This window comes from Streptomyces sp. NC-S4, from assembly GCF_054353315.1.
Window position 1 is genome coordinate 7019589 of record NZ_CM135937.1, and the last position, 19076, is coordinate 7038664.

Sequence of the window (19076 nt, forward strand, 5' to 3'; positions counted from 1 at the left end):
CTCCTAGATCGCGCGAAGTCGGTATGGGCACATGGTCGGCTTCTGGAATCTAGCCGCTCTCGCCCGGAAGGGCTAGAACGTGCCACAGCTGTGGCGGGAATGAGCTGTCAAGAGGCTGGAATTGCCACAATAGTTGACACTCGAATGAAGTCGGTAGCAGGATCGCCACACGGAAATGAAGATCCAGACCGGAGGAGGGGGAGCTCTCAGTGCCACATCTCGCAGCGGTGGGCCCGTCCGATGGACTCGCCCGAACCGGTGAAGAGCGCCTGGCGGGCGACGAACCCGCCCGCGGCGCCGTGCGGTCGGAGCGACGCAAGGAGATTTTGCGCCAGCGCCGCGAGGAGCTGGGCCTGAGCCAGGAAGACCTCGCCGCCCGGCTGCGCATCAGCGTGCGCGCCTACGGGAACTGGGAAAGAGGCCTGGTCAAGGAGTGGACGGACCGCAAACTCCTGGCCCTGGCCGAGGCTTTGGAGATGAGCGAGCGGCAGTGCTTCTGGCTGTTCCGCGTCATGGTCGACCGTGACCCGCCGCCCACCTGGCGCGCCGCCGAGGAGAACCGGCTGCCCGAGGACCCGGCGCAGCGCGACTACCTGTGCGACTACGCGGCCCTCATGGAGTCCGTGCCGTACCCGAGCTTCCTGGTGGACCACCGCTGGGACGTCGCCCTGACCAACTCGGCCTTCGACCGGCTCTTCCAGTCGGTGAGGCCGCACCCGACGGCCCTGCCGGACGACAACTTCCTGCGCTTCGTGCTGTTCCACCCGGACGCGGCCGCCGTACTGGAGGACCACGAACCGGCCTGGTGCGTACCGCTGCTGGCCCAGTTCGCGACCGCGCTGGCCGGGGCCCCCGAGGACGAGGGGCTGCGCAGCATCCGCCAGGAGGTGGCCCGCGACCCGTTCATGGAGGCGGCCTACCGGTACGGGGTGCCGCACTGGCTGAGCACGCACGGGACCGACGCCGCCGAACTCGACGGGGCGGTGCGCACCGTGCGCCATCCCGACCCCCGGTGGGGTCTGGTGCGGTGCCGGATGGTGGCCGAGACCAGTCGGATGCTGGGCGAAATGGGACTGACCCGGATCACCCTGATCCTCTCGACGCCCACGGGCGTCCCCGGGGGCCCCGTCCGCGGCGGTGCCGGATTCGCGCAGCAGCAGGGCGCCAGGCTGCGCGCCGTGCCGTCGCCGGTGGAGTGACCGACCGGGGCAGACTGGTGCCGGCGGACGGCTGCCGTGGCTCGTATGTCACCGATCGTGGCATCGATCCGTGACATCGACCGTGGTGTCGGTCGTGGCGTCGGCGGCCGGCACGGCGTCGCCGGCGACGGCATCTGCACTGGCGAAAGGCGGTAGGGGCGTGCGGCTGACGATCCTGGGCGGGGGCGGCTTCCGGGTACCACTCGTCTACGGAGCACTGCTCGGCGACCGCGCCGAGGGCAGGGTGTCCCGGGTGACGCTGTACGACGAGGACCCGGCCCGGCTCACCGCCATGGCCCGGGTGCTCCGGGACCAGGCCGCCGCCGCGTCCGCGGCCGACCCGGCGGTGGACCCCCCGGCCGTCACGGTCACCGGGGACCTCGACGAGGCCCTGCGCGGGGCCGATTTCGTCTTCTCCGCCATCCGCGTCGGCGGCCTGGACGGGCGCGCCGCGGACGAGCGGATCGCCCTGGCCGAGGGGGTCCTGGGCCAGGAGACGGTGGGCGCGGGCGGGATCGCGTACGGCCTGCGGACCGTACCGGTGGCGCGCGCGATCGCCCGGCGGATCGCCCGCAGCGCCCCCGAGGCGTGGGTCATCAACTTCACCAACCCGGCCGGGCTGGTCACCGAGGCCATGGCCGAGGAGCTCGGCGAGCGGGTGATCGGCATCTGCGATTCCCCCGTCGGCCTCGGCCGGCGCATCGCCCGGCTGCTGGGCGCCCGCCCGCAGGAGGCCTGGATCGACTACGTCGGCCTCAACCACCTGGGCTGGGTGCGCGGGCTGCGCATCGGCGGCCGCGACGAGCTGCCCCGGCTGCTGGCCGACACCGAGGCCCTGGAGTCCTTCGAGGAGGGCCGGCTCTTCGGGGCCGAATGGCTGCGCTCGCTCGGCGCGATCCCCAACGAGTACCTGCACTACTACTACTTCAACCGTGACACGGTACGGGCGTACCAGGAGGCCGAGCAGACCCGCGGGGCCTTCCTGCGCGACCAGCAGCGCGGCTTCTACGCCGAGGCCGGCCGGGCCGGGGCGCCGGCCGGTGCGGCGCTGGCCGCCTGGGACCGCACCCGGGCCGAGCGCGAGGCCACGTACATGGCCGAGAACCGCGAGGCGGCGGGTGCCCCGGAGCGCGAGGAGAGCGACCTCGAATCCGGGGGCTACGAGCAGGTCGCGCTCGCGCTGATGCGGGCCATCGCCCGGGACGAGCGGGCCACGCTGATCCTGAACGTCCGGAACCGGTCGACGCTGTCCGTCCTCGACGCCGAGGCCGTCATCGAGGTGCCCTGCCTGGTCGACGCGAACGGCGCCCACCCGGTGGGCGTCGCACAGCTGCCGCTGCACGCGGTGGGGCTGGTGACGGCGGTCAAGGCGGTCGAGCGGGAGATCCTGGCGGCGGCCGCGAGCGGCTCGCGGGCGACCGCGGTCAAGGCCTTCGCGCTCCACCCGCTGGTCGACTCGGTGGGGGTGGCCCGGCGGCTGCTCGACGGGTACGCGGCGGAGCACCCGGGGCTGGCCTACCTGCGCTGAGGCCCGGCCCACCTGCCTCGATCCCGGCCGGCGGTTCCTCCGTACGGCGCAGCGCCGCATGCGCCGCGACGGGCGCGCTGTGACAGTGCGAGAGTGACCACTGCCCCCGCCACGGCCCCCGCGCCCCCCGAGATCGACCGGCGGCGGCGCAACGTCATCTTCGGCACGATCATGCTCGGCGTGCTGCTGGCGGCACTCGACCAGACGATCGTCGGCACCGCGCTGCCCACGATCGTGGGCGACCTGGGCGGCGGCGACCACATGTCGTGGGTCGTGACCTCCTACCTGCTCGCCGAGACCGTGGCGACGGTCCTGGTCGGCAAGTTCGGCGACCTCTTCGGCCGGAAACTGATCTTCCAGATCTCCGCCATCGTCTTCATCAGCGGCTCCTTCCTGTGCGGCCTGTCCGGCAACATGACCTTCCTGATCGTGTGGCGCGGCGTCCAGGGCGTCGGGGCCGGCGGCCTGATGGTCACCGCGATGGCCCTGATCGCCGACGTGGTGCCGCTGCGCGAACGCGGCAAGTACCAGGGCATGATCGGCGCCGTCTTCGGGGTCGCCACCGTCATCGGCCCGCTGCTCGGCGGGTTCTTCACCGACCAGCTGAGCTGGCGGTGGTGCTTCTACGTCAACGTCCCGATCGCGATCCTCGTCGTCATCGCGGCGGCCAGGACGATCCCGGCGGTCCGTGCCTCGGGCAAGCCGGTGATCGACTACCTGGGCATCGCGCTGGTCGCCGCCGGCGCCAGCGCGCTGATCCTGGCCACCAGCTGGGGCGGGAACGAGTACGGCTGGACCTCGCCGGTCATCATCGGCCTGTTCGCGGGCGGCGCGCTCGCGCTGGCGCTGTTCTGCCTGGCCGAGACCCGCGCCGCGGAACCGATGCTGCCGATGCGGCTCTTCCGCAATCCGGTCTTCTCCGTGTGCTCGATCCTGAGCTTCGTCGTCGGGTTCGCCATGCTCGGCGCGATGACCTTCCTGCCGACCTACCTCCAGTACGTGGACGGGGACTCGGCCACGATCTCGGGCGTCCGGACCCTCCCCATGGTCATCGGCCTGCTGATCGCCTCGGTCTTCAGCGGCAACGTCGTGAGCAAGACCGGCCAGTACCGGATCTTCCCGATCGTGGGGAACGCGGTCATGGGCGTCGGCCTGTACCTGCTGTCGCGGATGGGGCCCGGGACCGGCACCCTGCTGGAATCGCTGTACATGTTCGTGCTCGGCACGGGCATCGGCCTGTCCATGCAGGTGCTGACCATCGCCGTGCAGAACACCGTCGACTACGCCGACCTGGGAACGGCCACCTCCGGGGTCACCTTCTTCCGTACGCTCGGCAGCGCTTTCGGGACGGCGGTCTTCGGCACGATCTACGCGAACCACCTGGGGCCCGGACTGGAGGCCGCGTACGTGGAGGCGGCGCGGCTCTCCGGACAGGATCCGGCGGACCTGGCCAGGGCCGCGTCCACCCCGGAAGGGGTGCACCGGCTCGATCCGGCGGTCGCCGCCCCGGTGATCGACGCGTACGCGCAGGCCCTGCAGACGGTGTTCCTGTACACCGTTCCGGTCGCCGCGTTCGGTTTCGTCGTGGCGCTCTTCCTCAAGCAGGTGCGGCTGCGCGACAGCGCCCGGGCCGGCTCCACGGACATGGGCGACGGGTTCGGCTCCCCGGCGACGGCCTCGGGGGACTCGGCCAAGCTGCTGGAGCTGGCCGTCGGCAAGCTCGTCCGGAACATGGGCGCGGACACGGCCCGGGGGATCGTCCAGGGCTCCGACACCCGGCTGGACATCGCGGGCGCCTGGGCGGTCATGCAGGTGGACCTGATGACACGAACCGTCGGACACGCCCCCCTCGCACTGATCGCCGGCCGCCGGTCCCTGCCGCCGGAGGTGCTGATCCCGGTCTACGAGCGGATGGCGGACGAGGGCTTCGTCAGCCGCCAGGACGGCTTCCTCACCCTCACCGCGGCCGGGCAGCGGGAGGCCGACGTGATCTCGAAGGCCTGGGGCGAGTGGCTCAAGGACCAGTTGGAGAAGGACCGGGGCCGGCCGCGGAGCGCCGAACTGCGAGTGGCGGCGGACGCCATCGCCAAGCGGTTGCTCGCGGAGGACCTGGAGGAGGGCAACTTCGCGCCAAAGGTGGTGGTGCGGCGGTAGAGCCCGGTACGGAAGGGAACCTCGCGGGTCGGCCGCTCGTCATCCCCTACGAGGCGGTGGGACGGACCGTCAGGCGGACGACGGGGGGCGCGCTCGTGAGGATCACACTGGCCGAGGAGATCATGCTGCTCTCCCTGGACGACGAGTCCGGGGCGGCACGGCAGCGGCAGGCGGTGGGCTGGGCCGTGGCCGGTGCGCTCCTGCTCGAACTCGTCCTGGCGGAGCGGGTGTCGGTGTCGGGCAAGTACCTGGAGCTCAGGAGCACCGAGTCCACCGGAGAAGAACTCCTCGACAGCCGGATCAGGCTGATGGAGGCCTGGCTGCGGGGCCGCGCCAAGCGCCGGGTGACGGACTGGCTGACGAAGGACCAGCCCAAGGCGGTCGGTGCCGCCCTGGAGCGACTGACCGGGCGCGGGCTGGTGGTGGCGCAGGTGCACAAGGTGTTCGGGGTGTTCCCGCAGCGCCGCTACCCCGAGGCGGACGGAACGGTCGAGCGCGCCCTGCGCGAGCGGCTGCGCGAAGTCGTCCTCGGCGGCGCCGAGCCGGACGAGCGCACGTCGGGCCTCATCGCCCTGATCCACTCCGCGAAGATGCACCGGCTCGCCTTCCCCGACCGGCAGCCCGACGAGGTGACCGGGAGGACGGCGGAGATAGCCGCCGGCCAGTGGGCCGCCGAGAGCGTCCGTGAGGCCATCCGGGACATGCAGGCCGCGATGGTGGCCGTGACCGCGGTCACGGTCCTGACGGCCACCAGCTGAGGCCGACCACCAGCTGAGGCCGGGCACGGCGGATGCTCAGGCGCTCGGCGCGGACCCCGTGGTCGGGTAGGTGTACGAGGGGACGTGCGGCAGCGTGGTGAGGTCCGGGCGCCAGGCGCGCAGCACGGCCGCCGACGGGACGTAGAGGGACGAGGGGATCTCGGCGGGGGCGAACCACTGCCAGCGGGCGATCTTGTGGGGCTCGGTGACGGCCGGGACACCCTCCGCCGAGGTGGTGACGGCGGCTGCCGTCAGCCGGGTCAGGCCGGACTGCGCCTCGATCTGCACGGACAGGATCCGGACCGCCTCGGGGGCCGCCCGCAGGCCCGTCTCCTCGGCGAGTTCGCGGGCTGCGGCCTGCTCGAAGCCCTCCCCGGGGTCGACCTTGCCGCCCGGCAGCTCCCAGCGGCCGTCGTGCGCCTGGCCGAGCAGTACCCGGCCGTCCGCCGCGAGGACGACCACTCCGACGCCGACGACGGCATGGGGCTGCGGCACGGCCCGCTCGGGGCGCTGCCGGCCCTCGGGGTGCTCGTGGGGGGTGCTCATGGACGTCCTTCCGACGGAGGGGTGGGCCTGGCCCGGACATGGATCCGCTCGCCCTGGGGGCCGAAGAGGCTGAGGAACTCCGCGGGCTGCGGACCCGCGTTGAAGAAGGCGTGCGGGGTGCGCGTGTCGAACTCGGCGGCCTCACCGGGACCGAGGACGAGGTCGTGCCCACCGAGCAGCAGCCTGATGCGTCCGGAGAGCACGTACAGCCACTCGTAGCCCTCGTGGACCTGCAGCTCGGGCTCGGGCGGCGGAGCGCCCGGGGCCGGGAGGATCTGCTTGAAGGCGTGGACCCCGCTGAACTTCCGGGTCAGCGGCACGTAGGTGCTGCCGTGCCGGACGAAGGGGCGCGGGCGGACCCGGGGGTCCCCGGTCTCCGGGGCGCCGACCAGCTCGTCGAGCGCCACCCGGTGCGCCCTGGCCAGCGGCAGCAGCAGCTCCAGCGTCGGCCTGCGCTGCCCGGACTCCAGCCGGGAGAGGGTCGAGAGCGAAATGCCGGTGCTCTCGCTGAGCTGGGCCAGCGTGGTGCCGCGCTGCCGGCGCAGGGCGCGCAGCCGCGGGCCCACGGCGGTGAGCACGCCCGCGAGTTCCTCGTCCTGTTCCTCGGTGGCCATGGATCCATTTGCCGCTTCGGCAACAACATTTGTCAAGCGGGCCGCCGTGGGCGGACCCTCGCAGGTATGGACAACGCAAGGGACAGCTCGTTCGACGTGGTGGTCGTGGGCGGTGGGGCCGCCGGGCTGGCCGGGGCGCTCACCCTGGTCCGGGCCCGCCGTACGGTACTGGTCATCGACTCCGGGAGCCCGCGCAACGCCCCGGCCGCGCACATGCACGGGTACCTGGGGCAGGACGGGGAGAGCCCCGCCGCACTGCTGGCCGGGGGGCGGGCGGAGGTGACCGGCTACGGCGGGGAGATCCGGCGGGGCACGGCCGTCGCCGCGGACCGGCTGCCCGACGGGGGTTTCCTGGTCCGCTGCGGGGACGGCAGCACCGTCCGGGCCCGCCGGCTGCTGGTCGCCACCGGCCTGGTGGACGAGCTCCCCGCGGTGCCGGGCCTCGGGGCGCGTTGGGGGCGGGACGTGCTGCACTGCCCGTACTGCCACGGCTGGGAGGTCCGCGACCGGCCGATCGCGGTGCTGGCCGACGGGCCCCTCGCCGTGCACCAGGCCGAGCTCTGGCGGCAGTGGAGCGAGCGGACCACCCTGCTCGCGCACACCTGGCGGCTCACCGCGGAGGACCGGGAACTGCTGGCCGCCCTCGGGGTCCGGGTCGTCGAGGGCGAGGTGACCGGCCTCGTGGTCCGGGGCGAGGAGCTGACCGGGGTGACCCTGGCGGGCGGCGCCGCGGTGGAGTGCCGGGCCCTGGTGGTCGCCCCGCGGTTCAGCGCCCGCTCGGGTGTCCTGACCGGCCTCGGCCTGCCGACGACCGTGGTGGAACGGGACGGCATGGCGATCGGCACCTGCGTCGAGTCGGACCCGGCCACCGGAGCCACCGCCCTGCACGGGGTCTGGGTCGCGGGCAACGTGACCTCCCCGCTGGAGAAGGTCCCGGGCGCGGCGGCCCAGGGGGTGCGGGCGGCGATGGCCGTCAACACCGACCTGATCGAGGAGGAGACCCGGCGGGCCGTTCGCGCCCACCGCGCGGGCGCCGGGGTGTGAGCCGGTACACGAGCGATTCTCGGACATCTGTGCGGGTTTCGGCCGACTCCCGTTCGCGCAGGCTCTGAGCGGTGTGATCGTCGTACGGTCCAACGGCTCGGGGGGACGCTCCATGGCACATGTGCTGGTCATCGGCGGAGGTGTCGCGGGAGCCGCCACCGCGCTGCTCGCGGCGCGGCGCGGGCACACGGCGGAGGTCTTCGAACGCGATACGCGGGCCCCGGGCACGGCACTCGACCGGGACTTCTTCGGCTGGCGGCGGCCGACCGTACCGCAGGCGGCCCAGCCGCACGTGCTGCTCGGGGCCGCCCGCAACGTGCTGCGCGGTGATCTGCCCGACGTCCACGCGGAGATGCTCCGGCTCGGCGCCCGCGAACGGCACGAGCTGGACTGGTTCGAGGTGCGTCCGCCCGATCGGCCGGGCGACGAGGACCTGGTGATGCTGCAGGCCCGGCGCATCGTGCTGGAGAGCGCGCTGGCCACGGCGCTGCGCGCGGAAGCGGGGGTCGTCGTCCGGTACGGGGAGCCGGTCACCGGGCTGATCACGGTCCCGGAGACGTCCGAGGGTGCCGGGATCCAAGTCACGGGAGTGACCACCGAGATCGGGAGTTACCCGGGGGACCTCGTCGTGGACGCCTGCGGGCGGCGCGGCGGCACCGAGCGCAGGCTGGCCGAGGCGGGCTGCCGACCGCCCGTCGTGGAACGGCACCGCACCGGGCTCGCGTACTTCTGCCGCTGGTACCGGCTGCCCGCGGGCATGGACGAGGGGCCGCGCCGGCCATGGGCGGTGACCGGCGGACCCTTCGCCGGATGCGCCGTCTTCCCGGCCGACAACCGGGTGTTCGCCGTGACGCTGTTCGTGCACACCGCCGACTCCACGCGCTCGGCGCTGCGCGCCCCGGCCGTCTTCGAAGCGGCGGCGCGCACCTTTCCGCCCGGCGCGGCCTGGCTGGGACTGGGCGCCGAACCGCTGTCGGGCGTCCTGGCCACGGCGAGCCTGGACAACCGGTGGAGCGCGCTGGTCGACGAATCGGGTCCGGTGGTGACCGGGCTGGTACCGGTCGGGGATTCGATCACGCACACCAACCCGACGCTGGGGCAGGGCACCTCGCTCGCGCTGTGGGCCGCGCGCAGGGTGGCCGGTACGGTGCACCGGGACCCGGGATCGGCGCGGTACGCGGCCGATCACCACGCCTGGGCGGAGCGCACCCTGAAGCCGTGGTTCGACTTCCAGGTCGTCGCGGACGCTGCCATCGGGGAGCGCTTCGCGACCCGGGCGGTGCGCGGCGGGACGGCGCGCGAGGTGTCCGCGCTCTTCGACTGCGCGCTGGAGGATCCGGAAGTGATGCGGGCGCGGGCGAGGGTCCGTCACCTGGCCGAGCCGCCGGGGCGGGCGTACGCGGATCCGGAGATCCGCGCCCGCGTGGAACGCTGGCTGGCGGCCCGGCCCGACTACGCACCGAACGCGGCGGGGCCGGACCGGGAGGAGTGGGAGAAGCTGACGGCGGGCTGACGGCGGCTCAGCCCGGCCGGCCGCCCGCGGTGGAGCCGAGTACTTCGGCCAGGTCGTAGCCGACCACCTCTTCGAGTTGGGCGTAGGTGCAGCTCTCGGGTGTCCGGTCGGTCCGCCAGCGGTGGAACTGGGCGGTGTGGCGGAAGCGGTCGCCCTCCATGTGGTCGTACTTCACCTCGACGACCCGCTCGGGTCGCAGCGGCACCCAGGACAGGTCCTTCTTGCCGGTCCAGCGGCTCTGCGCGCCGGGCAGGCGGGCACTCTCGTGGGCGGACTCCTCGGCCCAGGCGGCCCACGGGTGGCCCGTGGGGTCGGGCATCCGCAGGGGTTCGAGTTCCTCCACCAGCTCGGCGCGGCGCTTCATGGGGAAGGCGGCGCACACGCCCACGTGCTGGAGGGTGCCGTGGACGTCGTACAGGCCGAGCAGCAGCGATCCGACAATCGGACCGCTCTTGTGGAAACGGAAACCGGCCACGACGACGTCGGCGGTACGTTCGTGTTTGACCTTGAACATGAGGCGGGCGTCGGGCCGGTAGAGGAGATCGAGGGGTTTGGCGATCACCCCGTCGAGTCCGGCGCCCTCGAACCGCTCGAACCACTCCTGCGCGAGCGCGGGATCGGTGGTCGCGGGCGCGAGATGCACGGGGGGCCGAGCGGTGGAGAGGGAACGGACGAGGGCGGCACGGCGGTCGGCGAGCGGGGTGTCGAGCAGCGCGTCGTCGCCGAGGGCGAGCAGGTCGAAGGCGACGAAGCTGGCGGGGGTCGTCTCGGCCAGCAGGGCGACGCGGGACTGCGCGGGATGGATCCGCTCGGTCAGCCGGTCGAAATCGAGGCGCCCGCCATGAACGATGACGATCTCGCCGTCCATGACGCAACGGCTCGGCAGATTGTTCTTCAGGGCCTGCGCCAGCTCGGGGAAGTACCTGGTCAGAGACTTCCCGGTGCGGCTGCCGAGCTCGATCTCATCGCCGTCGCGATGCACGATGGCCCGGAAGCCGTCCCACTTGGCCTCGTACTGCATCCCCGGCGGGATCTTCGCGACGGACTTGGCGAGCATCGGTTTCACGGGCGGCATCACTGGCAGATCCATGCCTTCGATTCTGCGGTGGTACGGCCGGACCTGCCCGGCATGCGGGCATGACCGGGCCCGCCTACCGTGGCGCACATGGGTGCTGCCGGTAGTGCTATCGAGCTGGACGCGGGCGGGCGGACGGTACGGCTGTCCAGTCCGGACAAGGTGTACTTCCCGGAGCGCGGCCTCACCAAGCGGCACGTGGCCGAGTACTACCTGGCGGTCGCACCCGGCATCACGCGCGCCCTGCGCGACCGGCCCACGACCCTGGAGCGCTTCCCGGACGGGGTGGAGGGCGAGTCCTTCTTCCAGAAGCGGGCACCGAAGAACCTTCCCGACTGGATCCCCACCGCCCACATCGCCTTCCCGAGCGGCCGCACGGCCGACGAGATCTGTCCGACCGAACCGGCCGCCGTCCTGTGGGCGGCCAACCTGGGGTGCCTCACCTTCCACCCCTGGCCGGTGCGGCGCGGGGACACTGACCGGCCCGACGAGCTGCGGATCGACCTGGACCCGCAGCCGGGCACCGACTACCACGACGCGGTGGCGGCCGCCCATGAACTGCGGGCCCTGCTGGAGGAGCTGGGTCTGCGCGGCTGGCCCAAGACCTCGGGCGGCCGCGGCCTGCACGTCTTCGTGCCGATCGAGCCGCGCTGGACGTTCACCGAGGTCCGGCGGTGCGCCATCGCACTCGGCCGGGAACTGGAACGCCGGATGCCGGGCAGGGTCACGACGGCCTGGTGGAAGGAGGAGCGCGGCGAGCGGATCTTCGTCGACTACAACCAGACGGCACGCGACCGCACGATCGCCTCCGCCTACTCCGTGCGCCCCCGCCCGCACGCCCCGGTATCGGCTCCGCTGCGCTGGGACGAGGTGGACGACGTGGAGCCCCGCGACTTCGACATCGTGACGATGCCGGCCCGCTTCGCCGAACTGGGCGACCTGCACGCGGACATGGACGAGCACGCCTTCGCCCTGGACGCCGTACTGGAGCTCGCGGCCCGCGACGAACACGAGCACGGCCTGGGGGACATGCCCTACCCCCCGGACTACCCGAAGATGCCGGGCGAGCCCAAGCGGGTCCAGCCCAGCCGGGCGAAGCACGAGGACTGACGGGCGCGGGACGCGGGGCGCAGGGCGCGTGGGGCGCAGGGCGCCGGGCACTACGCGGCGGCGCCCGGCCCGGGGAAGGGGGCGAGGTCCGGCTCCACCCAGCCGTCCTTCGCCCGCGGGGCGGCCAGCGTGGCCGGACGGTAGTAGTGCGTCAGCAGGCGCTTGTCGAGCAGCGCGGGGTGACGGTCGGCGAAGGCGGCGAACTCGTCGTCGCCGGACTCGGCCGCGTAGTACCCGACCAGCTCCACCCAGGCACGGCTGACGGTCGCGTGGTACTTCTGCGGCGCACCCGCATAGCGGGCGGTCCGCCGGATTCCGTCGCTGACCAGGTCGATCGCCGCGGGTATGCCGCAGCGGCGCACGGCCAGCCAGGTCAGGTGGACGTGCTCGCGGTGGCCGAACCGCTCGGCGGTCGTCATCACCTCGGCCATGAGCGCGTCGAAGGCGGGCTCTGTCATCGGGTCACCTCGGTCAGTGCTTGCAGTGCTGCGCGCAGCCCGGCGACGGCCTCGGCGGACAGCTCGCCGAGGGCGCGGCCTTCCAGGTCGGCGATGACCCGTCGGATCCTCGCGGCGGCCTGCCGTCCGGAGTCGGTGAGCTCGACGAGCACCGCCCGGCGGTCCCCGGGACGGGTGCCGCGGGTGATGTGACCCCGCCGCTCCAGGCGGTCCAGCACGCTGGTCAGCGTGCTGGGCCGGGTCCCCACGGCCGCTCCCAGCTCGGACACGGTGCGCCCGTGGCCGTCGGCGAGATTGGCCAGCGCGTTGATCTCGGAGGCGGTCAGATCCAGGTCGGCCAGCTCGGTGGCGAGGACCTGGAGGGTGGCATGGGTGGCCCGCTGGAGCGCCAGCAGGGCCGACCACTCGGATGGCACGGTTTCGGACTTCACGTTTTCGGAATATACGAGATCGCAGTATCTGCTCGCAAGGGCACTCATAAACAACACGAACGGTCGTGCTAATATTCCGTCGTCGGCCGCCATCGGTATCCGGCTGCCCTGAGGAGAATTCCGGAGGACCCGCACATGCATCTCATGGCTTCACTCCTGAGCACGACCCTCGACGTCACCGCCCGGATCGCCCCGGGACTGGCCGGGCCCCGGGCCTTCGCCCTCTTCGTCCGGCCCCTCGGGCGCGCGCGACTACGGTCGGAGGAGGTGGAGGTGATGGCGCGGGCGGAGAGCGGGCGGATGGTCGTGCGCGGCACGGAGGTGACCACCTACCGGTGGGGGGACGGGGACCGGCCCGTGCTGATCGTGCACGGCTGGTCCTCGCGCGCCTCGCGGTTCGCCGGGTTCGTGGAGGCCCTGCGCGCCCAGGGCCGTACCGTGATCGCCTTCGACGCGCCGGGGCACGGCGAGTCGGACGGCCGCGCCTCCACGATCCTCGACTACCGCGCGATCATCGGCCGACTGCACGCGGAGCACGGTGACTTCGCGGCCGTCGTCGCACATTCCTTCGGTGTGCTGGCCACCTTCTCCATGCTGCACGACGGCATACGGGCCGAGCGGGTCGTCGGCATCGGGGGCGTGGCCCAATTCGACTACCTCGTGGAGCGATTCCGGGCCGGGCTGAACCTCGGCGAAGGAGTCGGGCGCGCCCTGCGCGCCCATGTCGAGCGCCGCCTCTTCCCCGGCGACCCCGACATCTGGCAGCGCCTCGACGCCCGCCGTCGCCGCTCCGGCATGCGGGCGCCGATCCTCCTCGTCCACGACACCGAGGACGACGTGATCGATCCCGCCCAGTCCCGCGCCATCGCCGCCGCCTACGGCCCGCAGGCCCGTCTGATCGAGACCACGGGCCTCGGGCACCGCCGCATCCTGGCCGACCCCGGCATCATCGCGACGGCGGTCGAATTCGCGCTGTCCGAGCCCGAGCCCGAGCATGAGTCCGCGTCCGTCACCGTGCGACGGGCGTGAAGATCAGGATCAGGCAGAAGGGCCGAACGCAGGCGGTCGTTCCGGGAGTTCGTCCGGAGCGGCCGCCACCGCGCGCAGCCGGCGCAGGATCCCCCGGCCGGCCCGCTCGTACGCCAGCGGATCACCGTGCAGGACGGAATGCGCGTTGGCCAGTTCCATCATTGCCGTCAGCTCGAACGCGAGCTGCGCAACCTCGTCCGCGTCGGACGCGTCGTGGAAGCCGCCCGTCAGCCGGGCCTCCTCCAGCAACCGCTCGATGTAACGCGTCCAGTCGGACCGTGCCCCGGCGATCTCGTCCCGTACCGGGCCCGGGCGCGCGTCGAACTCGGCGGAGACGGAGTAGAAGAAGCATCCGCCGGGGAAGACCCGGCGTCCGGAGTAGTCGAGCCAGCGCTCGCACAGCCGCCACACCTTGGCGAGACCGTCCGGGTCCCGGCGTACGGGCTGCACCACCTCGTCCTTGAACACGTCCACGGCGGCACGGACGGTGGCGAGCTGCAGGTCCTCCTTGGAGCCGAAGAGCGCGAACACCCCGCTCTTGCTCAGGCCGAGATCGGCGGCGATCTTCCCCAGGGACAGCCCTTCGAGACCGTCCACGGAAGCGATGTCCATCGTCCGGTCGAGGACGGCCCGCCGCGTCTGGTTACCGCGTTCCACACGTCCGTCAGCCATGGCGCCATCTTACCGAACGCACGGTCGTTCACCCGGGGGAGCGGGGGAGGAAGGGGGCCGCTGTCAGTGGCGGGTGCGATGCTCGAAGAGGACGGACAGGGCTCGAAGGACCGAGGTCGGAAGGAGTGCGCGCCATGCTCACCACTGACTACAAGGACGGCTCCCCGAACTGGGTGGACCTCGGCACACCCGACATCAGCGGCGCCGCCGACTTCTACGGGGCACTGTTCGGCTGGGACTTCCAGGCGGGCAGCGAGGAAGTCGGCGGGTACGGGATGTTCCACCTCGACGGCAAGACCGTCGCGGGCGGTATGGCCGTTCCGGCGGAGCAGGGCCCCTGCGCCTGGCAGGTGTACTTCCAGAGCGCGGACGCGGACGCGACGGCCGAGGCCGTGACGAAGGCGGGCGGCACGGTGACCTTCGGGCCGATGAGCGTCCTGGAATTCGGCCGGATGGCGATATGCGCCGACCCGGCGGGCGTGGGCTTCGGGGTGTGGCAGCCCAGGATGAACACCGGCCTGGGCGCGGTGACGGACGTGGGCACCTTGTGCTGGACGGAGCTGTACACGGGCGATGTGGCCGGGGCCGCCGATTTCTACCGCGCGGTCTTCGGCTGGGAGATCGGCGCGATGCCCTACGAGGGCGGTACTTACACGATGACCAGGCCGGCCGGCACGACGGACGAGGCGGTCTTCGGCGGCCTGGTGCCGATCTCGACGGACCCGGTGGAGGACGCCGAACGGCCCTACTGGACACCGTACTTCGAGGTGGCCGACTGCGATGCGGCCGCGGCGAAGGCGGAGGAGGCGGGAGGCAAGGTACGTCTCACCCCCGAATCGATGGAGGGAGTCGGCCGGTTCGCCAAGCTGGCGGACCCCTTCGGGGCGCGGTTCGCGGTCATAGCCAGCACGCCCGCACCCGGGTCATGACGAGGTGTTGATCAGTCGTTGATCGGACGTCCATCGGCGGCGGTCAGTATCTGCGGCATGTCGATTAACACCACTGCCGCAACCACTGACACCGCTTGGTACGACCTCGCCCTGTGCGCCCAGACGGGCCCCGGCTTCTTCTTCCCGGAGCCCGGATCCTCGCTGCGCGACGCGAAGCGGCTGTGCGGGGCCTGCGAGGGGCGGGTGGCGTGCTTGGAGTACGCCCTGGCCAATGACGAACGCTTCGGAGTCTGGGGAGGCCTCTCCGAGACCGAGCGCCAGGCCCTGCGCCCCCGCCGCAGCTGATCAGGTGCGCGTCCCCTTCCCGCTCCCACGCACCAGCCCCACCCGCCGCGCGAGGTCGAACCCCTCACCACCGCACTCCTCGCGGCGCGGCGTGTGGGGCACGACGCGCACGGGATAGTGCCCCCCGACGGGCGACACGACGCCACCGAAACGGGGGTCTCCGGCGAACCAGATCCGGTCCGGGTGGCCATCCTCCAGCGTCGCGAGCGGGACGGGGAACGGGATGATCCGGAAGATGGCTGTGAAGTCTTCCCGGAAGGGGACGGCGATGGTCCTGGGGCTTCCAGGTGGCCTGCGTGGGTGTCGGCACGGCAATTCCCGCCAGGGATAGGCCTGGAGCACAGCAACGATCCGGCGCCGACGGAAATAGGCGACGATCACCCAGGGCAAATAGGGCGTGACGAGAATGATCATGAAGGCGAGGGTCATTCCCACGTAGGGAACGCGGTCGATGCAGGCCAGGACGGCCAACGGAGGAACACCGAGGCTGAGCACCCAATTGAATCGGCGGACGACCAACCGTTTGTAGCCGACGACCGTCGGAGGGTGGTCCCAGGCCGTCTTGGTGAGCGTGACGCTCATAGGAGTACCTCCAAGATGCGTGAGGTGCCGATGGCCTTCGGCGCACCGAGGTTGGGATCGGTGAACTGGAGGGTGTGTGCGACCGCTTCGAGGATGTCCGTGTAGGCGGCCGCATGCTCGGTAGAGGCGCTGGTCAGATCGAGCACGAGTAGGTGGAGTCCATCGGGATGCACTGTTGCAACCCTGGCCTGAAACAGATGATGCTCGATATCCGGGATGGAAATGATCCCGGCGACCAGGCAGCCGGGAAGAGCCGATGGCAGGTCGATGAACCTGCGGACCGAGCTGGTCCACAGCGTCGAGCGGGCGATGGCCAGAGCCGTACGTGCCACGGCAAGCCGGAAGTTGGGCTGCTCGGCCCGCCGGATCGTGAGGGAGAACAGTGAGGTGGTGACACCAGTCGGCTCCTCGGGATGGAAGCCGAGCGAGGTGTGTACGACATCGTGCCCCGCCAGTTCCTCAAGGCCGTCCATGAGCTGGGACAGTTCCACTTGGGCCGCCGGGCTGTCCAAGGCCTCCGCGAACGCGTCCAAGGTAGCTGCGTCGCCAGGGCCGATGTCATGGAAGCCAGGGGGTAGCCGGAACCAGACCGGTGGGATGCTGCTGCCTTGAGTCATGGCCGCAACACCGACCAGACGTGGCCCGACTTCCTGACGGCCGAGGGGGCGTCGTCGAGGACCCCCCCGGGTGCCGTCCACTGCTGTTGAGCCCTGTTCGACCGCTTCGTTGTCCGGGCCGTAGTCTCCAACGGCGGTCAACGCGCCAGTGGCTGCCACGGCCACACCCACCCGGTCTCTGGCGTCCTGACTCGATGAACGCATAGCCCACCCGGTGAGTGGACTGTCCAGCTGACGCAGATCGTCCGACGTGCTCCATGCCGCCTGCCTGAACGCAGTTGCCCCCGGTGCGAGGCCCGTGACAGCGCTGGCTTCGGGGGCGGCGGCCATTGCTGCTCGGGCGGCTGCCGTGCCTGCCTTGGCGCCGGAGGCGACCGCTGCGACACCCGGGACCGCGCCGACCGTGTCGCCGAGGAGTGTCACGCTGCTCTTCCAGAAATCCGCGTCGAACTGGCCCTTCGTGAAGCCGTCGGACAGGGATTTGCGGAACTTCGGGTCCGAGGTGTGCATCGCCAGGGCCGCCAAGGAAAGGCCGCTCCCGACGAGCATGATCGCAAGACCGGCCGGCGGGCAGACCAAGGCGACGCCCGCCCCGATCGCGCCCAGGATGGCCGACGCGTTCGACATCGCGTCCGCCGGGTCGTCGACGATCTTGTTCCAGATCGAGGCCAGCAGGCCCGGTTCCTTCGGGGCCAGTCGGTCCGTCGCCGCGTTCAGGGTCTGGGCCACCCGGCGGGCGGCCGTGCCGTGCTCGGTGGCGAGTTCGCGGGCCAGGCGGCGGGCGTCGGCAAGACCCTCCTCCGTCTTGGCCGCCGCGGCCTGGGCCTCGTACCGGGAGGCGAGAGCGCGGTGCGAGACCAGGGTGTCGTGCCACCCCGTGAGCCGGCGGGCCGCCTCCGCGAGGGAGGTGTGGGCCGCGCCGAGGTAGCGGGGGAGGTCCTGCGAGAGGGAGGCGCGGAAGGCGGTGGCGGCCTCGCCCTGCCAGGCCGAGCTGTGGGAAACCAGGTCCTTCACCACCCGGGAGGCCTCCCCGAGGGAGGTGGCCGAGGCGCTGAGCTTCTTGGTCAGGGCCAGGACGGTCGCGGGGTTTCCGGGGGCCGGGTCGAAGCCCAGCGCCGCGTACTCAGTCACGCGCGGCCGCCGCCCGGAGGAAGGCCGCACGGACCGCCTGATCGAGCTCCGCGTACTCCGCGGCGCTGCGGTCCACGCCCTCCCGGACGTCCTTGACGCGTTTGGTCAGCTCCTGCGTTCCGTAGGCCCAGCGTTCCTGGAAGCCGTCACACGCCGTGTCGAGGTCCGCCGTGCCCAGCTGGTCGGGCCGTACGTGGTCCAGTGCGCGCCGGGCCTCCCGCAGGGAGACCAGCGAGGAGTCCAGGGCGCGTGTCAGACGGGTCAGCTGGTCGATGTCCACCTGGAGCGAGGTCATGACGCGAAACCCTGGCAGAGCGGGGCTCTGCCAGGGCAATCGGTATCACTCGCCCGAGCGAGCGGAAATCGGTCAGCCCTTGCGGGCGGCGAGGCGGGCCGCGCGGGCGGCCAGCTTCTCGTCGAACTTGCGGGCCTCGGAGTCCAGGCCGCCCATGAACAGCGCGAGCTCCTCCTGGGCCTTCTGGCCCTCGGGGCCGAGGCCGTCGATGTCCATGATCTTGAGGAAGCGGATCACGGGGCTCAGTACGTCGTCGTGGTGGATCCGCAGGTTGTAGACCCCGCCGATGGCCATCTGGGCGGCCATCCGCTCGAACCCGGGCATGCCGTGTCCGGGCATCCGGAAGTTGACGACGACGTCCCGCACGGCCTCCATGGTCAGGTCGGGGGCGATCTCGAAGGCCGCGCCCAGCAGGTTGCGGTAGAAGATCATGTGCAGGTTCTCGTCCTGCGCGATGCGGGCCAGCATCCGGTCGCAGACCGGGTCACCGGACTGGTGGCCGGTGTTGCGGTGCGAGATGCGGGTCGCGAGCTCCTGGAAGGCGACGTACGCCACCGAGTGCAGCATCGAGTGACGGTTGTCGGACTCGAACCCCTCCGACATGTGCTGCATGCGGAAGGCTTCCAGCTTGTCCGGGTCCACGGCGCGCGAGGCCAGCAGGTAGTCGCGCATCACGATGCCGTGGCGGCCCTCCTCGGCGGTCCAGCGGTGCACCCACGTGCCCCAGGCGCCGTTGCGGCCGAAGAGCGTCGCGATCTCGTGGTGGTAGCTGGGGAGGTTGTCCTCGGTCAGCAGGTTCACGACCAGCGCGATCTTGCCGATGTCGGTGACCTTGGACTGCTGCGGGTCCCAGGCCTCGCCGTCCTCGAAGAAGCCCGGGAAGTTCCGGCCGTCGCTCCACGGGACGTACTCGTGGGGCATCCAGTCCTTGGTGACCTTCAGGTGGCGGTTGAGCTCCTTTTCGACCACTTCTTCCAGCGCGAACAGCAGCTTGGCGTCCGTCCACGCCTCCGAGCTGCCGAGGTGGGGAGAGGTGATCGTCACGGGTACTCCTGGGTGTAAAGCGAACTACCTACGGTTCCGTA

20 protein-coding genes are annotated in these 19076 nt (G+C 71.7%); 10 read left to right on the forward strand and 10 right to left on the reverse strand.

What is annotated here, in order from left to right; genetic code table 11:
• Positions 1-209: 209 nt before the first annotated feature.
• From ACXNSR_RS31505 to ACXNSR_RS31520, 4 genes are all read left to right on the forward strand, one after another.
• Positions 210-1199: a helix-turn-helix domain-containing protein gene (locus tag ACXNSR_RS31505; protein WP_458638739.1), complete on the forward strand. Its 990-nt coding sequence runs from the start codon at positions 210-212 to the stop codon at positions 1197-1199.
• Between the two features lie 160 nt (positions 1200-1359).
• Positions 1360-2727, forward strand: a complete 1368-nt coding sequence (locus tag ACXNSR_RS31510; RefSeq protein ID WP_458638740.1) for a 6-phospho-beta-glucosidase — start codon at positions 1360-1362, stop codon at positions 2725-2727.
• Between the two features lie 93 nt (positions 2728-2820).
• Positions 2821-4881 (forward strand): MDR family MFS transporter, encoded by a 2061-nt coding sequence (locus tag ACXNSR_RS31515; RefSeq protein ID WP_458638741.1) that lies wholly within the window; start codon positions 2821-2823, stop codon positions 4879-4881.
• A gap of 95 nt (positions 4882-4976) precedes the next feature.
• Entirely contained in the window at positions 4977-5639 is a 663-nt protein-coding gene (locus tag ACXNSR_RS31520) for a GOLPH3/VPS74 family protein (RefSeq protein WP_458638742.1), read from the forward strand.
• A 36-nt stretch (positions 5640-5675) separates the two neighbouring features.
• On the opposite strand, the gene ACXNSR_RS31525 is transcribed toward ACXNSR_RS31520, so the two are convergent.
• Together ACXNSR_RS31525 and ACXNSR_RS31530 are read right to left on the reverse strand one after the other, a co-directional pair.
• Positions 5676-6185, reverse strand: a complete 510-nt coding sequence (locus ACXNSR_RS31525) for a nucleotide triphosphate diphosphatase NUDT15 (protein WP_458638743.1) — start codon at positions 6183-6185, stop codon at positions 5676-5678.
• Positions 6182-6799, reverse strand: a complete 618-nt coding sequence (locus ACXNSR_RS31530) for a helix-turn-helix domain-containing protein (protein ID WP_458638744.1) — start codon at positions 6797-6799, stop codon at positions 6182-6184. The genes ACXNSR_RS31525 and ACXNSR_RS31530 overlap by 4 nt, the downstream gene beginning before the upstream one ends.
• Before the next feature lie 66 nt (positions 6800-6865).
• On the opposite strand from ACXNSR_RS31530, the gene ACXNSR_RS31535 reads away from it, so the two are divergent.
• Both ACXNSR_RS31535 and ACXNSR_RS31540 read left to right on the forward strand, forming a co-directional pair.
• Positions 6866-7843 (forward strand): NAD(P)/FAD-dependent oxidoreductase, encoded by a 978-nt coding sequence (locus ACXNSR_RS31535; protein WP_458638745.1) that lies wholly within the window; start codon positions 6866-6868, stop codon positions 7841-7843.
• 112 nt (positions 7844-7955) lie between these two features.
• Positions 7956-9356, forward strand: a complete 1401-nt coding sequence (locus tag ACXNSR_RS31540; protein WP_458638746.1) for an NAD(P)/FAD-dependent oxidoreductase — start codon at positions 7956-7958, stop codon at positions 9354-9356.
• A gap of 7 nt (positions 9357-9363) precedes the next feature.
• Here the strand turns inward: ACXNSR_RS31540 and ACXNSR_RS31545 are convergent, their stop codons facing one another.
• Positions 9364-10446 carry an ATP-dependent DNA ligase gene (locus ACXNSR_RS31545; RefSeq protein ID WP_458638747.1) on the reverse strand — a complete coding sequence of 361 codons (1083 nt, stop codon included), beginning with the start codon at positions 10444-10446 and terminating at the stop codon, positions 9364-9366.
• A 75-nt stretch (positions 10447-10521) separates the two neighbouring features.
• On the opposite strand from ACXNSR_RS31545, the gene ligD reads away from it, so the two are divergent.
• Entirely contained in the window at positions 10522-11541 is a 1020-nt protein-coding gene (ligD, locus tag ACXNSR_RS31550) for a non-homologous end-joining DNA ligase (RefSeq protein WP_458638748.1), read from the forward strand.
• A gap of 50 nt (positions 11542-11591) precedes the next feature.
• On the opposite strand, the gene ACXNSR_RS31555 is transcribed toward ligD, so the two are convergent.
• Entirely contained in the window at positions 11592-11999 is a 408-nt protein-coding gene (locus tag ACXNSR_RS31555; RefSeq protein WP_458638749.1) for a hypothetical protein, read from the reverse strand.
• Positions 11996-12430 carry a MarR family winged helix-turn-helix transcriptional regulator gene (locus ACXNSR_RS31560; protein ID WP_458638750.1) on the reverse strand — a complete coding sequence of 145 codons (435 nt, stop codon included), beginning with the start codon at positions 12428-12430 and terminating at the stop codon, positions 11996-11998. The genes ACXNSR_RS31555 and ACXNSR_RS31560 overlap by 4 nt, the downstream gene beginning before the upstream one ends.
• A 144-nt stretch (positions 12431-12574) precedes the next feature.
• Here ACXNSR_RS31560 and ACXNSR_RS31565 point away from each other — a divergent pair, with 144 nt between their 5' ends.
• Entirely contained in the window at positions 12575-13459 is an 885-nt protein-coding gene (locus ACXNSR_RS31565) for an alpha/beta hydrolase (RefSeq protein WP_458638751.1), read from the forward strand.
• Positions 13460-13468: 9 nt separating this feature from the next.
• Here the strand turns inward: ACXNSR_RS31565 and ACXNSR_RS31570 are convergent, their stop codons facing one another.
• Positions 13469-14131 carry a TetR/AcrR family transcriptional regulator gene (locus ACXNSR_RS31570; RefSeq protein WP_458638752.1) on the reverse strand — a complete coding sequence of 221 codons (663 nt, stop codon included), beginning with the start codon at positions 14129-14131 and terminating at the stop codon, positions 13469-13471.
• A gap of 134 nt (positions 14132-14265) precedes the next feature.
• Between ACXNSR_RS31570 and ACXNSR_RS31575 the strand changes: the two genes are divergently transcribed.
• Together ACXNSR_RS31575 and ACXNSR_RS31580 are read left to right on the forward strand one after the other, a co-directional pair.
• Positions 14266-15060, forward strand: coding sequence for a VOC family protein (locus ACXNSR_RS31575; protein WP_458638753.1), 795 nt, complete (start codon positions 14266-14268; stop codon positions 15058-15060).
• A gap of 57 nt (positions 15061-15117) precedes the next feature.
• Entirely contained in the window at positions 15118-15366 is a 249-nt protein-coding gene (locus ACXNSR_RS31580; protein ID WP_458638754.1) for a WhiB family transcriptional regulator, read from the forward strand.
• Here the strand turns inward: ACXNSR_RS31580 and ACXNSR_RS31585 are convergent, their stop codons facing one another.
• From ACXNSR_RS31585 to ACXNSR_RS31600, 4 genes are all read right to left on the reverse strand, one after another.
• A complete protein-coding gene (locus tag ACXNSR_RS31585; RefSeq protein WP_458638755.1) occupies positions 15367-15948 on the reverse strand; it encodes a hypothetical protein in 582 nt (193 codons plus the stop codon).
• Positions 15945-17696 (reverse strand): hypothetical protein, encoded by a 1752-nt coding sequence (locus tag ACXNSR_RS31590; RefSeq protein ID WP_458638756.1) that lies wholly within the window; start codon positions 17694-17696, stop codon positions 15945-15947. Before ACXNSR_RS31590 ends, ACXNSR_RS31585 begins: the two co-directional genes overlap by 4 nt.
• Positions 17689-17991, reverse strand: a complete 303-nt coding sequence (locus tag ACXNSR_RS31595; RefSeq protein ID WP_458638757.1) for a hypothetical protein — start codon at positions 17989-17991, stop codon at positions 17689-17691. The genes ACXNSR_RS31590 and ACXNSR_RS31595 overlap by 8 nt, the downstream gene beginning before the upstream one ends.
• A 72-nt stretch (positions 17992-18063) precedes the next feature.
• Complete coding sequence (locus ACXNSR_RS31600) at positions 18064-19035, reverse strand: acyl-ACP desaturase (protein WP_458638758.1); 972 nt, start codon at positions 19033-19035, stop codon at positions 18064-18066.
• Between the last annotated feature and the right edge of the window lie 41 nt (positions 19036-19076).